Annotated in this window: 18 protein-coding genes; 10 read left to right on the top strand and 8 right to left on the bottom strand. The window is 73.6% G+C overall.

All coding sequences use genetic code 11. The annotated features are described in order from the left end of the window. Window positions 1-12 precede the first annotated feature (12 nt). From ACFYOJ_RS21250 to ACFYOJ_RS21260, 3 genes are read left to right on the top strand one after another with little or no spacing between them, the layout of a single operon-like run. Entirely contained in the window at window positions 13-852 is an 840-nt protein-coding gene (locus ACFYOJ_RS21250) for an SDR family oxidoreductase (RefSeq protein ID WP_356558355.1), read from the top strand. Further along, entirely contained in the window at window positions 849-1,958 is a 1,110-nt protein-coding gene (locus ACFYOJ_RS21255; RefSeq protein WP_356558354.1) for a mannose-6-phosphate isomerase, read from the top strand. The genes ACFYOJ_RS21250 and ACFYOJ_RS21255 overlap by 4 nt, the downstream gene beginning before the upstream one ends. A gap of 53 nt (window positions 1,959-2,011) precedes the next feature. Then, entirely contained in the window at window positions 2,012-2,842 is an 831-nt protein-coding gene (locus ACFYOJ_RS21260; protein WP_356558353.1) for a hypothetical protein, read from the top strand. Window positions 2,843-2,949: 107 nt separating this feature from the next. Here the strand turns inward: ACFYOJ_RS21260 and ACFYOJ_RS21265 are convergent, their stop codons facing one another. Beyond that, the gene (locus tag ACFYOJ_RS21265; RefSeq protein ID WP_356558367.1) at window positions 2,950-4,848 is read right to left on the bottom strand and encodes an NAD-binding lipoprotein; all 1,899 of its coding nucleotides are present in this window, start codon (window positions 4,846-4,848) and stop codon (window positions 2,950-2,952) included. A 287-nt stretch (window positions 4,849-5,135) separates the two neighbouring features. Between ACFYOJ_RS21265 and ACFYOJ_RS21270 the strand changes: the two genes are divergently transcribed. From ACFYOJ_RS21270 to ACFYOJ_RS21290, 5 genes are all read left to right on the top strand, one after another. After that, complete coding sequence (locus tag ACFYOJ_RS21270) at window positions 5,136-7,184, top strand: NAD(P)/FAD-dependent oxidoreductase (RefSeq protein WP_356558352.1); 2,049 nt, start codon at window positions 5,136-5,138, stop codon at window positions 7,182-7,184. Between the two features lie 225 nt (window positions 7,185-7,409). Further along, window positions 7,410-8,897 carry an ABC transporter substrate-binding protein gene (locus ACFYOJ_RS21275; protein ID WP_356558351.1) on the top strand — a complete coding sequence of 496 codons (1,488 nt, stop codon included), beginning with the start codon at window positions 7,410-7,412 and terminating at the stop codon, window positions 8,895-8,897. Then, window positions 8,894-10,750, top strand: coding sequence for an ABC transporter permease subunit (locus ACFYOJ_RS21280; RefSeq protein ID WP_356558350.1), 1,857 nt, complete (start codon window positions 8,894-8,896; stop codon window positions 10,748-10,750). The genes ACFYOJ_RS21275 and ACFYOJ_RS21280 overlap by 4 nt, the downstream gene beginning before the upstream one ends. Then, window positions 10,719-11,678, top strand: a complete 960-nt coding sequence (locus tag ACFYOJ_RS21285; RefSeq protein WP_356558349.1) for an ABC transporter ATP-binding protein — start codon at window positions 10,719-10,721, stop codon at window positions 11,676-11,678. The genes ACFYOJ_RS21280 and ACFYOJ_RS21285 overlap by 32 nt, the downstream gene beginning before the upstream one ends. Next, the gene (locus tag ACFYOJ_RS21290; RefSeq protein WP_356558348.1) at window positions 11,675-12,349 is read left to right on the top strand and encodes a dipeptide/oligopeptide/nickel ABC transporter ATP-binding protein; all 675 of its coding nucleotides are present in this window, start codon (window positions 11,675-11,677) and stop codon (window positions 12,347-12,349) included. The genes ACFYOJ_RS21285 and ACFYOJ_RS21290 overlap by 4 nt, the downstream gene beginning before the upstream one ends. Before the next feature lie 121 nt (window positions 12,350-12,470). On the opposite strand, the gene ACFYOJ_RS21295 is transcribed toward ACFYOJ_RS21290, so the two are convergent. From ACFYOJ_RS21295 to ACFYOJ_RS21325, 7 genes are all read right to left on the bottom strand, one after another. Then, the gene (locus ACFYOJ_RS21295; RefSeq protein ID WP_356558347.1) at window positions 12,471-12,713 is read right to left on the bottom strand and encodes a DUF5302 domain-containing protein; all 243 of its coding nucleotides are present in this window, start codon (window positions 12,711-12,713) and stop codon (window positions 12,471-12,473) included. 79 nt (window positions 12,714-12,792) lie between these two features. Next, window positions 12,793-14,220: a DEAD/DEAH box helicase gene (locus tag ACFYOJ_RS21300; RefSeq protein WP_356558346.1), complete on the bottom strand. Its 1,428-nt coding sequence runs from the start codon at window positions 14,218-14,220 to the stop codon at window positions 12,793-12,795. A gap of 177 nt (window positions 14,221-14,397) precedes the next feature. Continuing rightward, window positions 14,398-16,866 (bottom strand): CBM35 domain-containing protein, encoded by a 2,469-nt coding sequence (locus ACFYOJ_RS21305; RefSeq protein ID WP_356558366.1) that lies wholly within the window; start codon window positions 16,864-16,866, stop codon window positions 14,398-14,400. A gap of 88 nt (window positions 16,867-16,954) precedes the next feature. Continuing rightward, a complete protein-coding gene (locus ACFYOJ_RS21310) occupies window positions 16,955-17,824 on the bottom strand; it encodes a carbohydrate ABC transporter permease (RefSeq protein ID WP_356558365.1) in 870 nt (289 codons plus the stop codon). A gap of 5 nt (window positions 17,825-17,829) precedes the next feature. Next, complete coding sequence (locus ACFYOJ_RS21315) at window positions 17,830-18,759, bottom strand: sugar ABC transporter permease (RefSeq protein ID WP_356558345.1); 930 nt, start codon at window positions 18,757-18,759, stop codon at window positions 17,830-17,832. 91 nt (window positions 18,760-18,850) lie between these two features. Next, window positions 18,851-20,176 (bottom strand): ABC transporter substrate-binding protein, encoded by a 1,326-nt coding sequence (locus ACFYOJ_RS21320; protein WP_356558344.1) that lies wholly within the window; start codon window positions 20,174-20,176, stop codon window positions 18,851-18,853. Between the two features lie 225 nt (window positions 20,177-20,401). After that, entirely contained in the window at window positions 20,402-21,439 is a 1,038-nt protein-coding gene (locus ACFYOJ_RS21325; protein WP_356558343.1) for a LacI family DNA-binding transcriptional regulator, read from the bottom strand. Window positions 21,440-21,574: 135 nt separating this feature from the next. On the opposite strand from ACFYOJ_RS21325, the gene ACFYOJ_RS21330 reads away from it, so the two are divergent. Continuing rightward, window positions 21,575-23,701, top strand: coding sequence for an alpha-galactosidase (locus ACFYOJ_RS21330; protein WP_356558342.1), 2,127 nt, complete (start codon window positions 21,575-21,577; stop codon window positions 23,699-23,701). A gap of 192 nt (window positions 23,702-23,893) precedes the next feature. Further along, window positions 23,894-24,577, top strand: coding sequence for a carbonic anhydrase (locus ACFYOJ_RS21335; protein ID WP_356558341.1), 684 nt, complete (start codon window positions 23,894-23,896; stop codon window positions 24,575-24,577). The last annotated feature ends 164 nt before the right edge of the window (window positions 24,578-24,741 follow it).

Consider the following 24,741-nt stretch of genomic DNA (forward strand, 5'->3'; position numbering starts at 1 on the left):
TCTGGAGCCACGATGTCCCAGCCCCGTCAGCAGCAGACCCCTCCCGGTGTCACCTCCGAGATGGATCCCCGGCCGGATCACGGCGAGAGCAGCTACCGCGGATCCGGGCGGCTGGCCGGGAAGGCCGCGGTGATCACGGGCGGGGACAGCGGTATCGGACGGGCGGTGGCGATCGCCTACGCCCGTGAGGGCGCGGACGTCCTGGTCTCCTACCTCGACGAGCACGAGGACGCGGAGGAGACCGCGAAGTGGGTGCGGGACGCCGGCCGCACGTGCGTGCTGGTGCCCGGGGACGTGGCCGACCCGGCGCACTGCCGGTCGATCGTCGACAGGGCCGTGGAGGAGTTCGGCCGGATCGACGTGCTGGTCAACAACGCCGCGTTCCAGATGACGCGGGAGGCGATCGAGGACATCCCCGACGAGGAGTGGGACCGCACCCTGGCGATCAACATCAGCGCCTTCTTCCACCTGGTCAAGGCCGCCGTTCCGCACATGCGGCCCGGTTCGGCCGTCATCGGCAGCACCTCGGTCAACTCCGACAGCCCGCCGCCGCAGCTGCTCCCGTACAACGTCACCAAGGCGGGCATCGCCAACATGGTCGGGTCCCTGGCCCAGATGCTGGCCCCGAAGGGCATCCGCGCCAACAGTGTGGCCCCCGGCCCCATCTGGACGCCGCTCATCCCCTCGACCATGCCGCCGGAGCAGGTGGAGAGCTTCGGCTCCCAGGTGCCGCTCGGACGGCCGGGCCAGCCGGCCGAGCTGGCGCCGGTCTACGTGCTGCTCGCCTCCGACGAGGCCAGTTACGTCTCCGGGGCCCGGATCGCGGTCACCGGCGGGCAGCCGATCCTGTGAACGCCGGGGGGACGCGCCTGTACCCGCTGCGGCTGACGGTCACGGCGAAGCCGCTGGTGTTCGGCGGGCACGCCCTCGCCCGCCGCCTGGGCAAGGCCGGTCTGCCGGACTGGAGCGTCGCCGAGACCTGGGAGTGCAGCGACGTCGACGGCAGCATCGGTGTGGTGACCGACGGGCCCCTGGCCGGCCGGTCCCTGCGCCAGGTGGTCCACGACCGTCCCGGGGAACTGATGGGCGCCGGCTGGTCCGGCTCGTACTTTCCCGTACTGACGAAGTTCATCGACGCCGCCGGGACCCTGCCCGTGCACCTGCACGCCGACGACGAGACCGCCCGGCGTCTGGAGGGGCAGGCCAACGGCAAGACCGAGGCCTGGCACATCCTTGCGGCCGCCCCCGGTGCGACCGCCCTGTGCGGTGTCAAGGACGGCGTGAGCGCCGGCCGGCTGCGGGCCGCGCTGGAGGCGCAGGACTTCGACGCCGTCCTGCGCCGCCTTCCGGTGCGGGCGGGCCAGACCCTCTACGTGCCCGGCGGCACCCTGCACAGCTTCGGGCCCGACACCCTGGTCTACGAGATCGAGCAGACCTCCGACATCCAGCAGCACGCGATGCGCTGGAACATGGAGGACGGATCCCCGGTGGGCGACGAGGAGTTCGGCTCGAATCTCGACATGCTGATGCGGCAGGCCGACCTGACGACCCGGCCGGACTTCACATCCGGGCTGGGCGTCGCCGTCGGCGACGGGGTGGAACGGGTCTTCCTGTGCGCGGGCCCGTACTTCGCCCTCGAGCGGTGGCGGGCCGGGACCGCGGAGCCGCTGCGCCACCGGTTCGCCACCGCCCAGATCCTGTCCAACGCCGGCGCCCCGGTACGGGTGCGCAGCGGCGGGTGGAGCGGGGAACTCGGCCGGGCGGAGACCCTCCTGCTGCCCGCCGCCTGCGAAGAGGTCGAGATCACCGGACCGGCCGACGTCCTGTTCGGCTACCTGCCCGACCTCGCCCGTGACGTCCACGGCCCCCTGCTCGAGGCCGGCTACCCGCGCCACCTCGTCGACGCCCTCGGCGCCGGTGCGGGCGGACGGGACCGTCCCGCGGTGCCGCCCGGCTGACCGCCCCGTGTCGTACGCCCGCCGCGCGGTGGGGCCCGTGCTTCAGTGCCACCATGTCGCACCCGGACCACGCACAGGGCCATGTACGGGAACCGGACCAGGAGCAGTCGCGGTCCCTCGACCGCAAGGGCGGCCCCGGGCACACCGTTCTGCTGGCCCTCGCGCTCGCCGTTCCCGCACTGAAGATCGCGTACACGGTCGGGGGCCATCACCACGTGCGGGAGGCCGTCGTGGGCCTGGAGCCCGCCAACTGGCCCGACGTGCTGCTCGGCATGGTGCTGACCGAGCCGTTGCTCGGGTGTGTCAGCGCGGTCGTGGTCTCGCGTGTCGTGTTCGCGCTGTTCGCGGCGCGCGGGGCGGTGCCCCGGAGCGGCGGGCTCGCGCACACGCTGCGGCTGATCGCCCTGTCCGTGGTCAACCCGCTGGCCGTCGGAGTGCTCACCGCCTGCTGCTACGGCCTGTGGTGGGGCCTGGGGACGGGGCTCGTGGCGCTGGTGCTCCGGGCGGGTGCCGTCGTCGGGTACCGGACCGGGCCGGGCGGACGCCGGCACCACGAGCACCACGAGCGTGATCACCGTCCGCCGGGCCGGCTGTGGCGCGTGGCCCGCTGCGAACAGGGGGTGACCGCGGTGCTGACCGTCCTGGTGCTGCCGCTGCTCGCGGTCGGGGTGGCGGTCGACGGGCGGTCGTGGACCACGGTCCTGCGGTGCCAGGTGCAGGACGGGGCGGAGACGGGCGAGCAGCGGCTCATCGAGCTGGGCCGCAAGGGGAACGGTGTCGTGGGCTGGAGCCTCGACCGGGAGGAGGTCGTCAACGGGTCCGGCTGCACCGACACCGGTTCGCTGCGTGTGCGCGACGCGTGGTGGTCCGCGGGCGGCTCGTAGGCCTGGGGTGCGCGGGGGGCCGGTCGGCGTGCCGCGCGGGACGGCACACGCAGGCGCTTCCGGTGCTCCGCTCCCGGCCGGCGTCTCCGTCCTGCCGGAGCCGTCCGTCAGTCCCTGCCGATGACGACCACTTCGTCCCCGTCCGCCCAGCGGCGCCGCTCGTCCTTGGGCGGATTGATCCGCACACCGTAGCGGGGGCTCGTCGACGAGTCGTCGTGGCTCCGGTAACCGATGGCGCACTCACCGCGCCGGCGCGCCGCAGCCACGACGGTGGCGAAGGGCGTCTCGCTCCCCGGCAGCACGTAGTCGGCGGCCGGGCGCAGGCGGACCCCGGTGCCGTCGGCGGAGAACAGCTCGTCGAACACCGCTGCCAGGTGCCGGTTCTGGGAGATCTGTGCCAGGAGCAGGCCGATGAGCTTGCCGCTGATGATCACGTCGGCTCCGGGGCCGACGGGGGCCAGCGCCCGGTTCCGGTCGTCGAGCAGTTCGGTGACGACCGGCAGTTCGCGTCCGGTGGCCTCCTCCAGCCGGCGCAGGAGCAGGAGGGTGACGAGCGTGCGGTTGTCGGGATCGTCCTGCTGCTGCCCGGTGGAGGGGTCCCGGCCGAGCACGATCACGCTGTCGTAGGAGTGGACGTCCAGCCCCTGCAGGCACTCGGGGCGGGTGATGTCCCCGTGGCGCAGTGTCAGGACGAGGGCGCCGCCGACGCGCGCGTCGGCCTCGCTCACCTGCCGGGCCGTCGCTTCGTCGTGGTCCGCCACCACGTCGACGACCGACCCGGGCCGGACGCGGCGGCACAGCTGGTCGACTATGAGCGGCGCACGGCGGTTCCAGCCCAGCAGGAGGACCCGCTCCGCCCGCACGGGCGTCAAAGGGCCGACGGCCATCGCCGGTTCCTCGGCCAGTTCCGCGCAGTCGTCCAGCCAGACCGTGTCGTCGTCACGGGAGACGACGACGAGCAGATCGTCCGGGGCGAGGGGGGTCTCCGGCGGCGGGCTGAGCAAGGGGGTGTCCCCCCGTACGATCCCGGCGACGCTCGACGTCCGGTAGGCCAGCAGCGCCTCGCCGAACGTGCGGCCGGTCAGCGCGGGCTCGGTGACGAGGTAGAACTCGTCACCGGCGAAGTCGAGGAGTTCCTGGTGGACGAGGGAGAGCCCGGGGCGGCGGGTGGCCTGGACGATCAGCCGGGCGGTGATGGTGTCGCTCTCCAGGACGACGCCGCCCGGGCCGGCGGCGAGACAGGCGGCCAGGCGGTACCGGTCGTCCCGGACGGCGGCGACGACGGGGGGCCGCTTCTCCTCCCCGGCCAGGGCCGCCCTGAGCGCCAGCAGTGTCTTGACCACCTCGGCGTCGGCGTCGGGCTCGTCGCGGGGCAGGACCAGCACGGCACCGGCCGTGGCCGGACTGGTCAGGGAAAGCACGGCCGGGTCGGTGGTGGGTCCGCTGCGGCAGATCAGCCGCGTACGGCCGGCCGGGCCCACCTTCGTGCTCAGGGCCTCCTCCATGAGGGTCTTGTCCCGGTCGGCCAGCACCGCCACCGCGGCACGCCGCTGGTTGGCGTTGGCGGCCACCAGCTCGCCCACCACCGTGAAGACCTGCTCCGACCATCCCAGGACCACGGCGTGCCCCTGCTCGAGCACGGTGGAGCGGCCCCGTCGCAGCGCGGTGAGCCGTTCCGTGAGCGCCGTCGTGATCAGGCCGACGAGCGTCGAGACGTACAGCAAGGTGACCAGGGCGAGCAGCACCGACATCACCACCCGCAGCGGCGTACCCGTCGCGCCGCCCAGCCGCATCGCCTCCCCGGCGAGGCGCCAGACCTCCGCGAGCCGGCCCGTCAGGGACGCCGGGGCGTCGGGGTCGGTCCACACCAGCACCGCACTGACCGGAACGACGACGGCCAGGCACAGCAGCGCCATCCAGCCGACGAGAACCGCGGCACCGCGGGCCAGCGTGCTGTCGAACCAGTAACGGGCCCTGTCACCGAGCGAAGTGTGCCGCTGCGTCAATCCTTCCCCCTCCCCCTCGCGCTCCCGCAGGGCCGCGTCGGTGACGCGTACGCGTCGCACCGCGCAGGTCTGCCGCGGAGCACGGCCGCGGATACGCATGTCGCAGTGTGCGGGGTTGATCACCACGACGTAGGGCGCTCACACAGCGTTCATCCGTTCGTGTCCCCGCAGTGGTTCACGTCGACGGACCCGCTGTTCCGTCATGGTTCTCCGCCGCTTAGCTCCTTCGGGTCAATGACGGAACACGGGGTGGGTGTCCGGCCCCGCCCGCCAGTACAAAGACCGCCATGACTGAAGATCACGCGGTGGTGCGTGCGGACGACGGTTCCTCCCGCTTCTCCCGGAGGGGCTTCACGACGGCGGTCGGCACGGCCACAGCGGCCACGGCCCTGGCCGGCGGTGTCGCCGCGGCCGTGCCCGCCCCGGCCGCGCCGGCAGCCCCGGGCGCTCCGGGCGCTCCGGGCGCTCCGGGCGCTCCGGGTGACGGCCGCGGCCCCGACTTCGACCGGTGCCTCGCCGTCGCCCGCGCACTCCTCGTACTGGACTCCGACGACCGTCCTCTCGTCCCGCGCTACCGGAGCGTCCTCCGGGAGGGCCTGCCCGCCCGGCGACGGGCACGGCCCAAGAACGTCCTGGTCGTCGGAGCCGGCCCGGCCGGGCTCGTGGCCGCCTGGCTGCTGAAGAGGGCAGGTCACCGGGTGACCGTGCTGGAGGCCAACGGCAACCGGGCGGGCGGACGTGTCAAGACCTTCCGCAGCGGTGGCCACGAACGCGCCGAGCAGCCCTTCGCCGACCCCCGCCAGTACGCCGAGGCGGGCGCGATGCGCATCCCGGGCAGCCACCCCCTGGTGATGGAGCTGATCGACGGGTTCGGCCTGAGGAAACGGCGTTTCCACTACGTCGACGTCGACGGCGAGGGACGTGCCGCCAACCGCACCTGGATCCACGTCAACGGCATCCGCGTGCGGCGCGCCGACTACGCCCGCGCGCCCCGGCGCGTGAACCGGTCGTTCGGCGTCCCCGAGGCCCGCTGGGACACGCCCGCCGCCGCCATCCTGCGCTCCGCGCTGGACCCGGTGCGCGACGAGTTCAGCTACGTCGACCGCGACGGCAAGCGGGTCGGCAAGCCGCTGCCCGAGCAGCTGCGGGGCTGGGCGCGCGTGGTGCAGCGGTTCGGCGACTGGTCGATGTTCCGTTTCCTCACCGAGCACGCCGGTCTCGACGAACGGACCATCGACCTGATCGGCACCCTGGAGAACCTCACCTCACGCCTCCCGCTCTCCTTCATCCACAGCTTCATCGGCTCCTCCCTCATCAGCCCCGACACGCCCTTCTACGAACTGGAGGGCGGCACGGCGGTGCTGCCGGACGCCCTGCTGGAACGCGTGCGCAAGGAGGTGCGGTTCGACCGCCGGGTCACGCGCATCCAGTACCACCACCCCGACCGCCCCGCCCCGGACGCCGCGCACGTCCGGGACAAGGGCCCGCACGTGTGGGTGGACACCGTGTCGGAGGGCCGCGGCGGTCCCGTCGTGCGCGAGCAGTTCACCGCGGACGTCGCCGTGGTCACGGTGCCGTTCTCCGGACTGCGTCACGTACAGATCGACCCGCCCCTGTCGTACGGCAAGCGCCGTGCGGTCTGCGAGCTGCACTACGACTGCGCGACCAAGGTGCTGCTGGAGTTCAGCCGCCGCTGGTGGGAGTTCGACGAGGCAGACTGGAAGCGCGAGCTGCGCGCCGTCGACCCGGGTCTGTACGACGCCTACCGCACGGGCCGGGCCGCCGCGGACGGCAGTCTGCTCGGGGCACATCCCTCCGTGCCGGACGGGCACATCACCGCGGGCCAGCGCACCCATTACGCCGCCAACCGCGCGGCCGCGCGCGATCAGCCGGAGGCGGTCGGCGTCGTGGGAGGCGGTTCGGTGTCGGACAACGCCAACCGGTTCATGTTCCACCCCTCCCACCCGGTTCCGGGCAGCGCGGGGGGCGTGGTCCTGGCCTCCTACAGCTGGGCGGACGACGCGCTGCGCTGGGACTCGCTGGACGACGAGGCACGGTATCCGCACGCCCTGTGCGGCCTCCAGCAGGTCTACGGCCAGCGCATCGAGGTGTTCTACACCGGCGCGGGCCGCACGCAGAGCTGGCTGCGCGACCCCTACGCCTACGGGGAGGCGTCCGTGCTCCTGCCCGGACAGCACACGGAGCTGCTGCCCGCCGTCCCCGTGGCCGAGGGGCCGCTGCACTTCGCCGGGGACCACACGTCCGTCAAGCCGGCGTGGATCGAGGGGGCCGTGGAGTCCGCCGTGCGCACCGCCCTGGAGATCCACACCGCGTGAGCCGCGCGGTCCGCTCCGCCACGAGGTGACCGGCGGGCCCCGGCGCTCCGGCGTCGGGGCCCGCCCGGTCCGGGGCCACCGGGCGCGGGGCGAGACGGCGCGTCAGCCGGTCGGACGACACTCACCGGTGACATCCATGTTCAACAAGCTATTGAAAATGATTATCGTCATGCTACGGTCGTCGCACGCTCAACCATTGACCGGCCCTTTACCCGGAGTGACCCCGTGCGCGTCCCTGCCCGTCTTCTGCCTCTCCCCGCGGTCCTCGCCGCCTCCGCCCTGCTCACCGGCTGTTTCGCGTCCACCCAGGCCACCGGTGCCGACGCGGACGGGCGCATACGCGTCGCGATGATGCAGCCGCCGCGTTCGGGCCTCTCCCCGCTCTCCGACGACGCGTTCAAGCTGTCCCGTTGGTCGACGGCGGAGACGCTCGTGAAGCTGGACGCGGACGGCGACGCCCGGCCCGCGCTGGCCACCGGGTGGAAGCAGTCGGGCCGGAGCTGGACCTTCACCCTCCGCGAGGGCGTCACCTTCCACGACGGCACGGAGCTGACCGCCGAGGCCGTCGTCCGCTCCCTCACCCGGGCCGCCGGCGCCTCCCCCAAGCCCCGCATCCTCGACGGCGTCGAGCTGACCGTGAAGGAGGGGGACGGCGGCACCGTGGTCGTCACCACCGCCGAGGAGGACCCCCTGGTCCCGCAGCGGCTCAGCTCCCCTCAGCTGTCGATCCTCGCGGCGAAGGCCTACCGGGGGAAGACGGTGGACCCGGTCGGCGCCGGCACCGGCCCCTTCGAGCTGACGAAGGTCGACGGCACGTCCTCGGCCACCCTCGACCGCTACGACGACTACTGGGGCGGCACCGCCAAGGCCCCCGGCATCGACGTGACATTCGTGCCGGACGGCACCGCGCGCGCCGCCGCCCTGCGCAGCGGTGAGGCCGACATCGTCGAGGCGGTTCCCGTCTCGCAGGCCGCGCTGCTGGACGAGGAGCTGATCACCGAGGTCCCGATGCCGCGCACCAACACCCTGTACCTCAACACGGAGAAGGGCGCCTTCAAGGACCCGGCGCTGCGGGCCGCGGCCCGGGAGGCGATCGACGCCGAGTCGATCGTGAAGGGCGTCTACGAGGGACGGGCCGACGTGGCCGAGGGGCTGCTCGGGCCCGCGCTGCCGTGGGCGGCCGGCCTGCGCGAGCCGGTGCGGCGTGCGAAGGCGGGCGATCCGGCGGGCCGGTCCATCACCATCGGCACGTTCACCGACCGGGCCGAGCTGCCCGAGGTGGCCGCCGCGCTGCAACAGCAGCTCCAGAAGGCCGGGTTCAAGGTGAAGCTGGAGGTCCGCGAGTACGCCAACATCGAGTCCGACGCCCTGGCCGGCGCGTTCGACGCGTTCGTCCTCTCCCGGGCCACCGTCCTCGACTCCGGCGACCCGGCCGCGTACCTCTACAGCGACTTCGCCTCCGACGGCTCCTTCAACATTCCCCGGCTCGCCGACCCGGCCGTGGACAAGGCCCTGCGCAAGGCCGGTGCCACGCCGACGGGTGACACCCGGCGCCGGGCCGTCGTCGACGCCGAGGCCGCCGTGCTCGCGACCGACGCGGCCGTGCCGATGCTCCACGAGCGCGTGATCCAGGGCGACGCGGCCGACGTGGCCGGCGCGGCCCACGACCCGCGCGAGCGGGAGCTGGTCACGCTCGACACCCACGTCAGGTGAGGCCGTCCGCAGCGGGGGTGACCCGCGCCGTCTCGCTCGCCGCCGTGCTGGCCGCCGTCGGGCTGCTGCCCTGGCTCTCCGGCCGGGACCCGGCGCTGACCGTGCTGCGCGCCCGGTCCGCCGAGCAGGAGCCGACCGAGGAGGCCCTGTCCGCGATCCGCCGGGACCTCGGCCTGGACGCCGGCCCGCTCTCCCTGCTCGGCGACCGGGCCGCCGGGCTGCTCCGCGGCGACCTCGGCACCTCCTGGGTGTCGGGGACCGAGATCTGGCCGTCGGTCGTCTCCGGGCTCCAGGTGTCGCTGGGTCTGATGACCGCCGCGCTGACCGTGGCGGTGCTGCTCGCCGTGGCCCTGGTGGCGCCCGTGCTGGTGCGGGGGCGGGGGTCGGCCGGGGCGTTCGCCGCCATGGCCGCCGCCGTGCCCGAGTTCCTGCTGGCCACCGTGGCACTGCTGGTGTGCGGGGTGTGGCTGGGCTGGCTGCCGACGTCCGGCTGGCAGGGGCCCCGGTACGTGGTCCTGCCCGCCCTCGCGCTCGGCGTCCCGGCCGGCGGCCTGCTCGGCCGGCTCGTCGCGGACGCGCTGCCCGCCGTCCTGGACGAACGGTGGGCGGAGCTGTGGCGGGGCGCGGGAGTCAGCCGCGCCCGGATCGCGGCGGCCGCGCTGCGGCGCGTACTGCCGCCGCTGGTCCCGCAGTTCGGGATGGTCGCCGTGGGGCTGACGGGCGGCGCGGTCGCGGTGGAGACCGTGTTCGCGGTGCCCGGCATCGGCCGCACCGCGCTGGGCGCGGCCAAGTCGCAGGACCTGCCGCTGCTCCAGGGTTCGGTCCTCGCCCTGCTCGCCCTCGGCCTGGTCACCGGCGCGCTGGCCGCCCTCGTACGGCGCCGGCTGCTGGGCCCCGCCCTGCGCGACGCCGGGCTCGCGCTGCCGCCGGCCCGCCCGGTCCGGACGCACCCGGCGGTCCCGGCCGCCCTCGCCGCCGTGCTGCTCGCGGCGATCGGCTGGGGCCTGCTGCGCGACCCGTACGCGGTGGACACCACGGCCCGGCTGGCGGCGCCCTCGTGGGCGTACCCGCTGGGCACCGACGGGCTCGGCCGCGACGTGCTGGCCCGGCTCGGGCACGGGGCCGCCTCGACGGTCGGCACGGCGGCGGCCGTGTGCCTGCTGAGCCTGCTGGCCGGGCTGGCGCTGGGCTTCCTGCCCGGGATCGCGGCGGGCGCGGCGGACATCGCCAACGCGCTGCCGCCCGTGATCGTCGGGATCCTGGTCGCGGCGGCGGCCGGTCCCGGCACCGGCGGCGCGGCCCTCGCCGTCGCGCTGATCTCCTGGCCGCCGCTGGCGGCGCACGCGGCGGCGCTGGTGCAGGAGGTGCGGGCGTCGGCGTTCCTGACCGCCCAGCGCGCCATCGGGGCGACGCCGTGGTGGATCCTCACCCGGCACGTGCTGCCGTCCGTCGCCGCCCCGGTGGCCCGCCACGCCCTGCTGCGGCTGCCCGGCATCGCCCTCGCCCTGGCCTCCCTGGGCTTCCTGGGCCTGGGCGCCCAGCCGCCCGCCCCCGAGTGGGGCCTGCTCCTCGACGAGTCCCGCGCCTACGTCGAACGCGCCCCCTGGGCCGCCCTCGCCCCGGCCGTCGCGCTGGCCCTGCTGGCGGGACTGGCCGTGTCGGGCGCGGCGTACGCACAGGGCCGCCGGGCCGGACGCCCGACCGGCCGCACTGCGCGCACCGGACGTACGACACGCACGGCGCACACGACACGCACGGCACACGCCGCACGTACAGCACTCACGGCGCGAACCGCACACACTGCGCGAAAGGAGACCGAAGATGCCGCCCGAGGCACTGCTGTCGGTGCGTGACCTGCGGATCGCGTTCGGCGCGGTCGAGGCGGTGCGCGGGCTGTCCTTCGACGTCCGGCCGCGCGAGGTGTTCGCCGTCGTCGGGGAGTCGGGCGCGGGCAAGTCCCTCACCGCCCGGGCGCTGCTCGGCATGGTGCCGCGCGGCGCGACGACCGGCGGCAGCGTGCGGTTGCGGGACTGTGCCGACCTCGCCGCCGCACGCGGGCGCCGGATCACCCTCGTCCCCCAGGACGCCCTGTCCGCCCTCTCCCCCGTGCACCCCGTCGGCGACCAGCTCGCCGCCGCCGTACGGTCGGTGCGGCGCGTGTCCCGCGGTCAGGCGCGTGCCCTCGCCGTGGCGGCGCTGGACCGGGTCGGCATCCCGGACGCCGCGCGCCGTGCGCGGGCCTACCCGCACGAGTACTCGGGCGGCATGCGGCAGCGGGCGGTGATCGCCATGGCGACGGTCAACGAGCCCGACGTCGTCGTCGCCGACGAACCGACCACCGCGCTGGACGAGGAGCGCCGCGCGCAGGTGCTGCGGGTGCTCGCCGAGCAGCGGGAGGCGGTCGGCGCCGCACTGGTCCTCGTCACCCACGACCTGGAGGTCGTACGGGACCACGCGGACCGCGTGCTGGTGATGTACGCGGGCCGGGCGGCCGAACTCGGCCCGGCCGCACAGGTCCTGGGCCGGCCGCGCGCCCCCTACACGGCGGGCCTGCTGGCCTCGCTCCCCCAGGACGGCCCCCGGCGCCGCCGGCTGCCCGCGCTGCCGGGCACCCCGCCCGCGCCGGACGCCCTCGGCCCGGGCTGCGCCTTCGCGCCGCGCTGCCCGCTGGCGACGGACCCGTGCCACGAGCGCGAACCCGAACCGCGGACCGTGGACGGGCGCCTGGTCGCCTGCCACCACGCCGCCGACGTACCCGACCCCCTCCGGGAGTTCGTGTGAACCCTCCCCTGCTGGACGTCCACGACCTCGTCGTCCGCTACGGCCCGGTGACCGCCGTGGACCGCCTCTCGTTCACCCTGGACGCCGGGGAGACCCTCGCCCTCGACGGCCCCTCCGGCTGCGGCAAGTCCTCCACCGCCCTCGCCGTGCTCCAGCTGCGCCGGCCCGACGCCGGCGAGGTCCGCTTCGAGGGACGGGAGCTGACGGCCCTGACGGAACGCGAACTGCGCCCGCTGCGCCCGTACATGCAGCCCGTCTTCCAGGACCCCTACGGCTCCCTCAGCCCCCGGCACCGCGTCCGCGACGCGGTGGCCGAGCCGCTGAAGGTACAGGGCAGGTGGGACCGGGCCGGCGGCCCCGCCCGCGTGGCCGAGCTGCTCGACCGGGTCGGCCTCGACCCGTCGTACGGGGACCGGCGCCCGCACGAGCTCTCCGGCGGCCAGTGCCAACGGGCCGGAATCGCCCGCGCCCTCGCCTCCGACCCGCGGCTGCTCGTCCTCGACGAACCGGTGTCGGCCCTCGACGCCTCCGTGCGGGCCGGCGTGCTCAACCTGCTCTCCGACCTCCAGGACGAACTGGGCCTCGGCTACCTGTTCATCTGCCACGACCGGTCCGTCGTACGGCACTTCGCGGACCGGGTGCTCGAGATGCGGGACGGACGCGGGAAGTGACCGGGCGCGTGCGCGCGGGGCCTGGCGGCCGGCGCTCGGTGGGACCCGGCTCGCGTTCGTGCGTGGTCCGGGACCGGGGCGGGACCGGGGCCGACCCGGTGCCGCCCCGGACCCGGGTGGCTCAGCCGCCGCTCTTGCGGCGGAAGGAGCGCTGGCTCGCGGCCGGGCCGTGGGCCGCGCGCACCTTGGACGCACCGGAGCCGGCGGCGCCCTCGGCGGCGTCCGCCCGGGCACCGCGCTTGCGCTCCAGGGCTTCGCGGAACTTGCGCTTGAGGTCGTAGTTGCCGTCGCTGTCCGGCGCGAGGGGGGACGTCTCGGGGCCGGTCGGCTCCGAACCTTCCGTGGACACGGGCTCTGCGGTCATGGTGACCTCCTGGGTTCGGGGGGTGGGCACGCACAGCTTGTCATGCGTGCCGGGCGCGCCGCCGGGATGGCGGCGGTGTTCAGCCGTTGCGGCGTACGTGGGCGGCCCTGCGGGCCTCGGCGAGCTTGCGGGCCTCGGTGGTCCTGCGGGACCTGCCGCCGGTGCCGCGGGAGGTGTCCTTGCTGGTGCCGAGGCCGCGGAAGGGGGCGTTGTGGTTCTTGGGCCGGGGTGCGGGGGGCCCGCCGTCGAGCGGGGTGCCGGAGGGCGCCTTGGCGCCGGTGATCCGGCTCAGCACCGCCTCGCCCGAGCGCACCTTGGTGACGGTCGGCTCGATGCCCGCCCCGGCCATCATGCGGCCGGTCTCACGGCGCTGGCCCGACAGCACGAGGGTGACCACGCTGCCGGACTCGCCGGCGCGGGCGGTGCGGCCCGCCCGGTGCACGTAGTCCTTGGGGTCGGCGGGCGGGTCGACGTTGACGACGAGGTCGAGGTCGTCGATGTGCAGGCCGCGGGCGGCGACGTCGGTCGCCACCAGGGCCGTGATCCCGCCGCTCCTGAACTGTGCCAGGGTCCGGGTGCGCTGGGGCTGGGACTTGCCGCTGTGCAGGGCCCCGGCGTGCACGCCGCTGGCCCGCAGGTGCCGGGTGAGCTGGTCGACGGCGTGCTTGGTGTCGAGGAAGAGCAGTACGCGGCCGTCGCGGGCGGCGATCTCCGTGGTGACGGCGTAGCGGTCGGGGCCGTGGACGACCAGGACGTGGTGCTCCATCGTCGCGACGGCGCCCGCGGACGGGTCGACCGAGTGGACGACGGGGTCCTGGAGGTAGCGGCCGACCAGCTGGTCGACGTCGTGGTCCAGGGTGGCCGAGAACAGCATCCGCTGGCCGTCGGGGCGGACCTGGTCCAGCGCCTCGACGACCTGCGGCAGGAATCCCAGGTCGCACATCTGGTCGGCCTCGTCCAGCACGGTGATCCTCACCCGTCCCAGGCGGCACGCCTTGCGTTCGATCAGGTCGTGCAGGCGTCCGGGGGTGGCGACGACCACCTCGGCGCCCTCGCGCAGCGCGGCGATCTGCCGGCCGATCGACATGCCGCCGACGACCGCCGTCATCCGCAGCCGCAGCGCCTCGGCGTACGGGGTCAGCGCCTCGGTGACCTGCTGGGCCAGTTCCCGGGTGGGTACGAGGACCAGGGCGAGGGGCTGCTTGGGTTCGGCGCGCCGTCCGGCCGTACGGGTCAGCAGCGGCAGGCCGAAGGCGAGCGTCTTGCCCGATCCGGTGCGTCCGCGGCCCAGGACGTCGCGCCCCGCCAGGGCGTCGGGCAGGGTGGCGGCCTGGATCGGGAAGGGGTCGCGCACCCCGAGTCCGCTCAGGGTCCGCAGCACCTCCGCGGGCAGGTCCAGGGCCTCGAAGGAGGCGGCCGGGGGCCGGGGCGGCGTCGTGGCGCCGGGCCGGGCGGGGGCGTCGTGGGCGCTGCCGGAGTCATCGGGGTGCTTGTCGGGGTGCTTCATGAACAGCCTTCCGCAGGGGAACGTACCGAGGAAGGCCCGGCGGGAGGGGACGGCCCGCGCACGAGCGGAACCGGACAAGCAGAATCGCCCACCGTGACGACCACGCAAAAGCCCTACGCTAGCACAGGAGCCCGGGCCGGGCCTCCGGGGGAGATCCGGCCCGGGCCGTTCCCGGGACTATCCGACAACTCGGCCCAGTTCGATCCGGTCGATGTCCGGGGCCCACGCGGTCGCGTTCCCGAAGGTCACCTTGTTGGTGCCCTTGCGCAGGTCGACGGGGAGGCTCACGGTCCAGTAGTCGTGGGCGCTCCAGGTGTTCTTGAAGGTGACCTTCCGCGGGGCGCCGGAGCCCACCGTGATGTCCGCGGTGCGGGACATGATGTCCGTGTTGTAGGCGTGGCCGTTGTCGCGCCGGTCGTTGTGCGCGTAGTGGACGGTCAGCAGGTAGCGGCCCGGGCGGGGCGCGTCGACCGTGAACTCGGCCGTGCTCCCCTCGCTGTTCCCGAGCCGGCCGATGTACGAGCCGGCCGACGCGTACGCCGAGGGGAAAAGCTGCGCCCCGCCCCCGAGGGTGGCCGTGGCGGCCTCGTAGGAGAGGGTGCCGGAGACGGAGCCGGTGCCCGAGACGCCGAGGGAGCGGAGGGAGGCGTTGCCCGACGTCACCGTGATGCGGTTGTTGCCCGCCACGAGGTAGAGGCGCAGGGCGGCTCGCGGCGCGGCCTGGATCCGCTCACCGTGCAGGGTGAGCCGTACGGCCGCCGAGGCGTCGGGGGTCACGGTGTAGTAGCCGTCGCGCGGGGCGTAGACGTCGAAGACCGCCTTGTCGCCGGCGCGCAGGACGAGGGCGCCCGTGCCCGTACCGGTGGAGGAGGAGTAGTCGTAGCCCGGGTCGCCGCTGATGTCGGCGAGTGTGGCCTCGTAGGAGACGGAGGGGCCGGTGGTGCGGGCGGTGAGGTCGATGCGGTCGAGGGTGACCTCGGCCTCGCCCTTCGCCAGGCTCAGCACGTGCGTCCCGGCGGGGAGGTCGACGGTCAGGTCCTTCTTCGCGCGGTAGGTCCAGTTCTGGGTGGAGGGGTAGGTGACGGTGACGGGGGCGCCGCCGTCGACCGAGAGCTTCTGGGTGGCGGGGGCCCCGGACTGGTTGCCGTACAGGACGGCGAGGTCGTAGCGGCCGGCCTTCGGTACGGTCACCGTGAAGTCGACCCTGCTGGCCGGGGTGTTGAGCGAGCCGACGTCCTTGGTGCCGGAGGCCGCGTAGCCGTTGGCGTTGTCGACCGTGCCCTGGGTGTAGACCTTCCCGCCGGTGACGGCCGCGTCCTCGGCCTCGTAGGAGGCGCTCCAGGGGACGGAGGCGTCGGTGGGGGTGCCGGTGCCGCCCGGGGTGAGGACGATCCGGTAGGCGGACATCTTGTGCATGCCGCGCAGCGGCACGGTCACCGAGCCGTCGGCCGCGACGGCGACCTTCGTGCGCGACAGGACCCGCGGTGCCGCGTGCCGGCCCTCGTAGCCGGACCAGGCGGCCTCGGCGACGGTCGCGGTGACCGCCCGGCCGAAGACCTGACGGGAGACGTTGCGCACCACGACGTCGGAGTCTCCGGAGGAGCCGCCGAGCAGGACCTGTGCCTGGCGGCGCGCCCGGTCGTAGGAGGCCAGGCCCTGGAGGGTGTCGACGGTGTGGGGCTGCGGCGGGCTCACCTCGACGGTGTCTCCGGTCAGGCCGGCGTACCAGCGGAAGAACCACCAGCCGCCGTTGGGGATGTTCGAGCGGACCACGTTGCCGCTCAGGTTGCCGGCCGCGTCCCAGTACGCCTGGTTGGCGTACACCTTGTTCCTCTCGAACATCGAGACCCACTGCACGAGTTGGCCCGGTACGGACAGGTCGCGCCGGTTGGCGTACTCGTCGATGTTGATCTTCAGGGGGGCGATGCCCGCCTCGCGTTCGAGCGCGCGGTAGTCGTCGTGGTGCGCCTGGAAGTCCCGCAGCGATCCGGAGCCCAGTTCGTGCCAGGTCATGACCTGGGGAAGGACGTTCTCGCGCTTGGCGAAGGCGAGGAAGTCCCTCAGCAGGCGGGTGTGGTAGGAGGCTTCGTTGGGGCCGGCGATCCTCGCGTCGGGGTCGATCGCGCGGATGCGCCGGTACACCGTCTTCCAGTCCTGGAAGAACCGGTCGCGGGCCGCCTCGTACTGCGACCGGTCCGGGACGCCGAGATTGTACCAGATCCAGTCGGGTTCGTTGAACGGGACGTAGACGAAGCGGTCGCCGTGCGGGGCGGCCGACGTCTGCTTGACGATCTTGTCGACCTTGGGGAGGTAGTCGTCGATGCCGAGGTTCTCGTACGGCCACTTGGCGTAGATGTCCTGCATCATGACGTTGATCTCGCCGCCGCCGTTGCGGAAGAACGACTCGGAGACGGTGAGCGCGTCGCCGTTGGGGTGCTGGGCCCCGCCTTCCGGTTTCTGCGAGATGCTGGTGATCTTCAGGGGTGCGAGTGCGGCGTCGCCGGGTACGCCGTCGTCGCTGAGCCCGTACAGGCTGCCGTTGGCTCCGTGCATCACCGGGCCCTCGGAGGCGGCGAGGTCGACGGTGAGGCGCTGCGGGGAGGGGGCGGCGGCCGCGGTGGACGCTGCGGGGAGGGTGCCTGCCATGGCGGCTGCTCCGAGGACGAGGGTCAGCAGGGCGGTTCTGGTGCGGGACGGTGCGCGGGCGGGGGTTCTCACGGTGTCGGACCTCCGGTCACTTGACGGCTCCGCTGGTGATTCCGGACACGATCTTTCGCTGGGCCACCAGGAAGACGGTGACCATGGGCAGGCTCATCACCACGACGTACGCGAAGACGAGGTGCCAGTTGGCGAGGTAGAGCTGTGCGCTGGCGACCTTGTAGAGGTTGAGCGGAAGGGTCGCCTTCTCTCCGCCGCCGAGGACGAAGAAGGCGTAGAAGACGTCGCTCCAGGCGTAGAGCATCACCATGATCGTCGCGGTGGCGATGACCGGCCTGAGCAGCGGCAGGATGATCCGCAGGAAGATCCGCAGGGGCTTGGCGCCGTCCATGCGCGCGGCTTCCTCCAGCTCCGCCGGGATGGACCGGATGAAGCCGGTCATGAAGAAGATCGAGGTGGAGAGGTACATCCCGGTGTAGACGGCGATCATGCCGGGCCGGGTGCCGGCGAGCCCGAGCTGCCGCAGTTCCATCACGATGGTGATGACGGCGGGTGGCAGCAGCAGGCCGCTGATGCACAGCGCGTACGCGGCGGAGACCAGCTTCGATCTGCGCCGTGCGAAGACCCAGGCGGCGCCGGCTCCCAGGATCAGGACGAGGGCGACCGAAGGGACCACGACGAGCAGGGAGTTGAGGAAGCCGCGGAGCATGTCGCCCTGGTCGACGGCGTTCTCGTAGTTGCTGCCGGGCTGCCACTGCCGCGGCAGGTCCAGGTTCGGCCTGACCGCCTCGGCCTGTGGCTTGGCGGAGGTGACGGCGACCAGCCACAGCGGTACGCCGACGGCCAGCACGGCGAGCAGCAGGACGAGGGCGGGGCGGCCGTAGCGCCAGGCTGCGGGGCCGGCGTGGCGCCGGGCGGGTCGGGTGGCCGGCGCGGTGTTCGTCATGGTGCTCACAACATCTGCTCCCTTCGGCGCAGGCCGATCACCAGGGGGATCGCGATGGCGACGACGATCAGGAAGAGGACGAGGCTCATCGCGGACGCCTGGGCGTACAGGCCCTGGCCGAAGACGCGGAACATGTAGATGTTGAAGACCTCTGTGGAGGCGGCGGGGCCGCCGCCCGTGGTCGCCTGGACGATGTCGAAGGTGTTCATCGAGCCGATCAGCGCCGTGGTGACGTTGAAGGTGAGCGCGGGCGCCAGCATCGGCCAGCGCACCGACCAGAAGGTCCGCCACGGCCCGGCACCGTCCACCCGGGCCGCCTCCAGCATGTCGCCCGGGATGCCCTTGAGGCCGGCGAGGTAGATCAGCATGGACAGGCCCATCCACTTCCAGCCGTGGATGACGGTGACCAGGACGAGTGTCCAGGTCGTCGAGCCGAGCCAGGGGATGTCCGTGCCGAGAAGGCCGTTGAGGGCGCCGTCCTGGTCGAGGAGGGCCTGGAAGACGTAGCCGGTGGCCAGTGCCGAGATGAGCACGGGCAGGAAGAAGACGGCGCGGAAGAACCGGTTGAACCGGGTGTCCGCCTCCAGCAGCAGGGCCAGCACCAGCCCGAAGCCGTTCTGGAAGAGGGCGGCCAGCAGGGCGTACAGCAGGGTCGTGCGGATGGCGCGCAGCAGTGAGCCGTCGTCGGCGATGGCCGTGAAGTTGTCGAAGCCGGTGAAGGCGATGCCGGGGTGGTACGAGGACCAGTCGGTGAACGGGTAGTAGAAGTTGAGCAGGTTCGGCGCCAGGAAGAAGGCCGCGAAGACGGTGACCGCGGGGAGCGCGAACCACCAGGGGTGGTGGACGGCGGCGCGCGGCAGCCGTCCCGCCTTCTTCTCCCGGACGTCACCGGGCGCGTGCTTCTGCGTGCGTGTGCGTATGACCGTGTCCGCCATCGGAAGTCCTTGCCCGTCGGGTGGGTCGGTGGGGCCGGAGGCGTCCGGCCCCCCCTGGAAGCCGGGGCAGGCCGGGGGTGTCCGGCACCTTCTAGAAGCCGGGGGCGCCCTGGGCCTTGGCCACCTGCGCGAACTGGTCCTGGATCGCCTGTGCGACCTGTTCCGGGCTCTTCTTGCCGTAGATCATGTCGGCGAGGTAGAGGTGTGTGTCGGGAGCGACGATCGCCTTGGCCTGGAAGACGCCGTCGGCCGTCGGCAGGGCCTTGATCTGGGCCAGTGAGGTCCGGGGCAGGCCGTCGGGGTTCGGTACGGACGGCTGGACGGACGGGATCTTCATGGTCCTGATGTAGTCCGGGTAGTCCGGGCCGAGCCAGAAGGCGAGGAACTGGCGGGCGGCGTTCTGCCGTTTTTCGTCACCGGTCCTGAAGGCGACGACGCCGTTGGTCTGGTCCGGTGAGTACATGCCGGTGGCGGAGGAGTTGGAGACCGGGAACCAGCCGATCTTCTCGTCGATCTCGGCGGTGGAGTACTTGGCCTGCAACTGGGTCTGGAACGAGGTGACGTTGAGGACCATGGCGGACTCGCCCTTCCAGAGGGAGTCGGCCTGGCCGGTGAAGGTGCCGGTCCGGTGGTTCTTCTGGGCGAGCCCGGCGTCGAGGACCTCTTCCTTGTATTTCTTGACGGCGCCGACGACGACCGGGTCGGTCCATTTCTCCTTGTTCCGGTTGAGGCCGTCCCACCACTGTTCGCCGAGGTCGGTGAGCTGGACCTGCACCTGCCACTGCAGGGGCCACTTGTCGCCGCCGGCCTCGTAGAAGGCGGCGGCGTCGGTCCTGTCGACGACCCTGCGGCCGAGGCGCAGGAGTTCGTCGTAGGAGGCGGGGAAGTCCTTCTCGGTGATCCCGGCCTGCGCGAAGACGTCCTTGTTGTAGTAGACGCCGAGCATGGCGGGGCTGGTGACGATCGCGGCGTAGCGCCTGCCGTCGATGACGCCCAGCTTCTTCTCCGTGTCACCGAGCCTGGAGACCCATTCCTCGCCGTCGAGGGTGAGCAGGTTCTGCTCGGGCTGGATGAAGGGGAGCGTGGAGACGGACGGCTGCCAGAACATCAGGTCGGGTTTGTCCCCCGAGGCGAGCTTGGTCGGGACGTTCTGTTCGTACAGGTCCGGGACGGCCTGGGTCTCGACCTCGGCTCCGGTGGCCTTCTCGAAGGCGTCGATGACCTGCTTGGGCGCGTCGACGGTGTTCTGCGCGGTCCACATCGTCAGCTTCACCCCGTCCAGGCGGGCGGTCGGATCGACCTTCGCCTGTCCGCCGTCGGGTGTTCGGGAGTCGCCGACGGTGGGGTCGCTGCAGGCGGTGGCGGACAGGGCGGCGGCGCATATGAACGCCAGCGCGGTCAGGACTTTTCTCGTCATGGCATGCCTTTCACGAACGGGCTCAGGGGGCGTCGGGCGAGCGGGGCCGCTGAGGGGGCGTGAGCGGGGCAGTGCTGGGCGGGCGTCGCCGGGAGGAGGTCTCCGTGCGCGCCGGCGGGGGTGGTCGTCCTCACGGGGGCCGGGGAGGAGGGTGTTCCCGCGAGGACCGAAGGAGCGTTCCGTGCGGCTCGGCCGGAGGCCGTCACCGGCCGGGCCGTGGGGAGGTCATCCCCGTGCGGGCGGGGGTCCCGAGCTCTCCCGGATCACGAGTTCCGGCACGGAGACGGGGCGTGGGGTGACCGGTGCGGACTCCTCCAGCACTCCGTGCAGCAGACCGAAGGCGGACCGCCCCAGGCCGGTGAAGTCCAGGCGTACGGTCGTCAGCGAGGGGGTGAGGTAGGCGGAGTGCGGGGCGTCGTCGAATCCGGCCACGCTCACGTCGCCGGGGACGGCCCGGCCGCTCTCGTGGAGGGCGCGGATCACCCCGAGCGCGAGGTCGTCGTTGCCGCACAGGATCGCGGTGACGCCGGGGTCCCTCGCGAGTCCCAGGCCCGCGGCGTGTCCTCCCTCCGGCCCCCAACTGCCCTGTACGGGGCGGGGCCGGGGCGCTCCGGCCTCTTCGAGCGCCTGCCGCCAGCCCGCGGTCCGGGCGCTGGTGCGGCGGGTGCTGGAGGGGATGGCGACGTAGTGCACGGTCTCGTGGCCCAGGGAGAGCAGGTGCCGGGTGGCCCGGTAGGCGGCGTCGCGGTCGTCGGTCCACACCCAGGGGCGGTCGTCGCCGGGCGGGCCGGCGGGGGTCTCCACCACGCCCACGACCGGCGTCCCGGGAGGGACGGCCTCCAGGGCGCGCACCCCGGCGGGGTCGTACGCGATCACGATCAGGCCGCCGCCGGCGTCCGCGGCTCTCTGCACCTGGGCCGCGGTCTCGGTCTCGTCGGGTGATTCGAGCACGCCGATGCCCACGGCGTACGAGGTGGCGCGGGCGGCCTCCTCGATGCCCCGGAGGATCGAGGCGTAGCCGTAGTGCGTGGTGTTGGCGGTCAGCACGGTCACGGCGCGACTGCGTCCGCTGGCGAGGGCGAGCGCGGTGGAGCTGCGCCGGAAGCCCAGTTCGTCGATGGCCGCGAGGACGCGTTCCCGGGTGGCCGGCCTGACGCTGGGATGGCCGTTGATCACCCGGGAGACCGTCTGGTACGAGACCCCGGCGGCGGTGGCGACGTCCCGGATGCTCACCGAGCGCCTTGTGTGACCGGTCACATTCATGCCAGGATTGTGACCGGTCACACAGAACCTCGTCAAGAGACCGTAACGAGGGATTCACGCGCCGGACAGGGACACGCGCCGGACGCGGGACCCTGAGCAGGCCGCCTCCTCGGCGGTCACCGGGAGGGAACGACATTGACCGTTACGTCCGATGCGGCGGGCGCGGCCCCCACCGGCCCTGGGCAGAGGATCACCTGGGGTCATCGCGCGCTGGAGGCCGAACTCGCCGTCGGCCCCGACGGCGTCCCACGGCTGGTCCGGCTGGACCGCCCCGGCGACCCGGTGCCCGTGCCCGGCCCGGACGCCCCCCTCCACCTCGTGGAGACGGCCGTCCTCGGGCACGGCAGCGGCTGGTCCGGCCCGCGCTTCACCGGTACGGCCCTCGGCGCCCGGCTCCGTCACCGCGCCCACCGCACCGAGGAGAGCGACGGCTGGACGCGGCTGACCGTCGAACTCCACGACCCGCACAGCGGACTCGCGGCCCTCGTCGAACTGTCCTCGCCCCTCGGCCTCCCTGTGCTGCGCTCCCGCGTCCGGCTGCGCAACGAGGGACGTCAGGACGTCGTCGTCCAGTCCGTCAGCAGCCTGCTCCTCGCCGGCCTCCCCTCCCCCGACGCCCTCGACGTCCACCGGGCGCGCAACGACTGGCTGGCGGAGTGCCGTTGGTACGCCGAGCCGCTGCGGGACACCGTCGTCGACGTCAGCGTCGACGCCCACCAGCACGACAGCCGGGCCGCGCTGGTCCTCACCGGGCGGGGCAGCTGGCCCACCGACGGGCACCTCGCGATGGGCGCCGTCACCGCGCGAGGGAGCGGCCACGCGTGGCTGTGGCAGGTCGAGTCGCCCACGGGCTGGCGCTGGGACCTGGGCGAACGCCGCCACGGCACGTACCTGGCGCTGAACGGCCCCACGGACGCGGAGCACCAGTGGCGTGTCCGGCTGGAGCCCGGCGCCGAGTTCACCACCGTGCCGGGGGTGCTCGCCCTCGGCCACGGGCTGGACGACGCCTTCGGCGCCCTGACCGCGTACCGCCGTGCCGTGCGCCGCCCGCACCCGGACCACACCCGGCTGCCCGTCGTCTACAACGACTACATGAACACGCTGATGGGCGACCCGACCACGGAGCGGCTGCTGCCCCTGATCGACGCGGCCGCCGAGGCCGGGGCGGAGTACTTCTGCATCGACTCCGGCTGGTACGACGACGACACGGTCGGCTGGTGGGACAGCGTGGGCGAGTGGCTGCCGTCATCACGCCGTTTCCCCGGCGGCGGGATCCGCGCGGTGCTCGACCGGATCCGGGAACGCGGCATGGTGCCGGGACTGTGGCTGGAGCCGGAGGTGGTGGGCGTGCGCAGCCCCGTCGCCGCCGGGCTGCCGCCGGAGGCGTTCTTCCGGCGCGACGGCGTGCGCCTCGTCGAACAGGGCCGCCATCAGCTGGACCTGCGGCATCCCGCCGCCCGGGCCCACCTCGACAAGGCGGTGGACCGCATCGTCGGCGACTGGGGCGTGGGCTACCTCAAGCTGGACTACAACATCCTGGTCGACCCGGGCACGTGCGGACCGGACGACCTCTCCCCCGGCGCGGGTCTGCTGGGACACGCCCAGGCCTACCTGGACTGGCTCTCCGGGGTACTGGACCGGCACCCCGGCCTGGTGATCGAGAACTGCGCCTCCGGCGGCATGCGCATGGACGGCGCCACCCTCGCCGTCACCCAGCTGCAGTCCACCAGCGACCAGCAGGACCCGATGCGCTACCCGCCCATCGCCGCCGCGGCGCCGACCGCCGTGCCGCCCGAGCAGGGCGCCGTCTGGGCGTACCCGCAGCCCGGGTACGACGACGGCCTCAACACCTTCACCCTGGGCGGGGCGCTGCTCGGCCGCATCCACCTGTCGGGCCACCTGGACCGGATGTCGCCGGACCAGCTCGCCCTGGTGCGGGACGCGGTGGCGGTGTACAGGTCCCTCCGCGGGGACCTCGCCGGGTCGGTGCCCTTCTGGCCGCTCGGCCTGCCCGGGTGGACGGACGGCTGGCTGGCCCTGGGCCTGCGGGTGCCCGGCAGCGGGACGTCCTACCTCTCGGTCTGGCGGCGCGGCGGGGAGAGCCGCGTGCGCCTTCCCCTCCGGCACCTGGCGGGAGCGGACGTGAACGCGGAGATCCTGCATCCGACGCGTACCGCCGGTCTCGTCGGGTGGGACGGGGAGGCGCTGAGCGTGTCGCTGCCGCACACCCCCGGCGTGCTGCTGATCCGCCTGAGCGCCTGACCTGCCCGGGCGCCTGATCCCTCCGGGTGCCGTCTCGCCGACGAGCGCGGTCCGATCCCCGGCACCGGAGGACGCGTGGGGGCGGCCGCGGCCCCGCCGGGCGGCGGGCGGGCCGTCGGAACCGCCGGGCGCCACGCCCGCGCGGGGCCCCCACGCGTCCGTCCCGGTGGGTGCCGGTCGTAATCTGCTGGCATGAGTGACGTCACCGCTGTATCTCCCGCCACCCCGCGCGAAGCCTTCGACCTCCTCCTGGCCGGCAACCGCCGCTTCGCCGCCGGTACGCCCAGGCACCCCAACCAGGACGCCGCGCGCCGTGCCGACACGGTCGCCGCGCAGCATCCGCACACCGTGCTCCTCGGCTGCTCCGACTCCCGGCTGGCCGCCGAGATCATCTTCGACCAGGGGCTCGGCGACCTGTTCGTCGTGCGCACCGCGGGACACGCGGTGGGGTCCGAGGTCCTCGGCAGCATCGAGTACGGGGTGAGCGTGCTCGACTGTCCGCTGGTCGTGGTGCTCGGCCACGACGCCTGCGGGGCCATCGCCGCGACCCGTGCCGCGGTGCAGGACGGCACTCCCGCTCCCGGGTTCCTGAGGGACGTGATCGAGCGGGTGACGCCCAGTGTGCTGGCCGCCCGGGCGTCCGGGGAGACCGAGAACGACGGCTTCGTCGACACCCACGTCCGTCACACGGTCGACCTCCTCCTGGACCGGTCCCGGGACCTGGCCGACCATGTCGCGGCGGGACGGGTCGCGGTCGTCGGGCTGTCCTACCGCCTGGCCGACGGCGACGCGCGGCTGGTCACGGCGCGCGGCCTGGACCTGCCCTCGGAACAGGACCAGGACCAGGACCAGAAGCAGGTCCAGAAGCAGGGCTGAGGCCGGGAACAGGTCATGGGGCGGGGGGGGGGGGGGGGGGGGGGGGGGGGGGGGGGGGGGCGGGGGGGCGCGGGGGGGGGGGGGGGGGGGGGGGGGGGGGGCGGGGGGGCTGCGCGGGAGGGTCAGTGGAGGACGGCTGTGGCCAGTTTCCGGGCTCGGGTGAG

It is taken from the genome of Streptomyces sp. NPDC006384, from assembly GCF_042870695.1.
Lineage (GTDB): Bacteria > Actinomycetota > Actinomycetes > Streptomycetales > Streptomycetaceae > Streptomyces.

What these genes read in the sequence shown, in the direction of transcription:
- ACFYOJ_RS21250 (WP_356558355.1), top strand. Translation starts at nt 13, where the DNA reads ATGTCCCAGCCCCGTCAGCAGCAGACCCCTCCCGGTGTCACCTCCGAG.
- ACFYOJ_RS21260 (WP_356558353.1), top strand. Translation starts at nt 2,012, where the DNA reads ATGTCGCACCCGGACCACGCACAGGGCCATGTACGGGAACCGGACCAG.
- ACFYOJ_RS21270 (WP_356558352.1), top strand. Translation starts at nt 5,136, where the DNA reads ATGACTGAAGATCACGCGGTGGTGCGTGCGGACGACGGTTCCTCCCGC.
- ACFYOJ_RS21285 (WP_356558349.1), top strand. Translation starts at nt 10,719, where the DNA reads ATGCCGCCCGAGGCACTGCTGTCGGTGCGTGACCTGCGGATCGCGTTC.
- ACFYOJ_RS21295 (WP_356558347.1), bottom strand. Translation starts at nt 12,713, where the DNA reads ATGACCGCAGAGCCCGTGTCCACGGAAGGTTCGGAGCCGACCGGCCCC.
- ACFYOJ_RS21300 (WP_356558346.1), bottom strand. Translation starts at nt 14,220, where the DNA reads ATGAAGCACCCCGACAAGCACCCCGATGACTCCGGCAGCGCCCACGAC.
- ACFYOJ_RS21305 (WP_356558366.1), bottom strand. Translation starts at nt 16,866, where the DNA reads ATGGCAGGCACCCTCCCCGCAGCGTCCACCGCGGCCGCCGCCCCCTCC.
- ACFYOJ_RS21310 (WP_356558365.1), bottom strand. Translation starts at nt 17,824, where the DNA reads ATGACGAACACCGCGCCGGCCACCCGACCCGCCCGGCGCCACGCCGGC.
- ACFYOJ_RS21315 (WP_356558345.1), bottom strand. Translation starts at nt 18,759, where the DNA reads ATGGCGGACACGGTCATACGCACACGCACGCAGAAGCACGCGCCCGGT.
- ACFYOJ_RS21320 (WP_356558344.1), bottom strand. Translation starts at nt 20,176, where the DNA reads ATGACGAGAAAAGTCCTGACCGCGCTGGCGTTCATATGCGCCGCCGCC.
- ACFYOJ_RS21325 (WP_356558343.1), bottom strand. Translation starts at nt 21,439, where the DNA reads ATGAATGTGACCGGTCACACAAGGCGCTCGGTGAGCATCCGGGACGTC.
- ACFYOJ_RS21335 (WP_356558341.1), top strand. Translation starts at nt 23,894, where the DNA reads ATGAGTGACGTCACCGCTGTATCTCCCGCCACCCCGCGCGAAGCCTTC.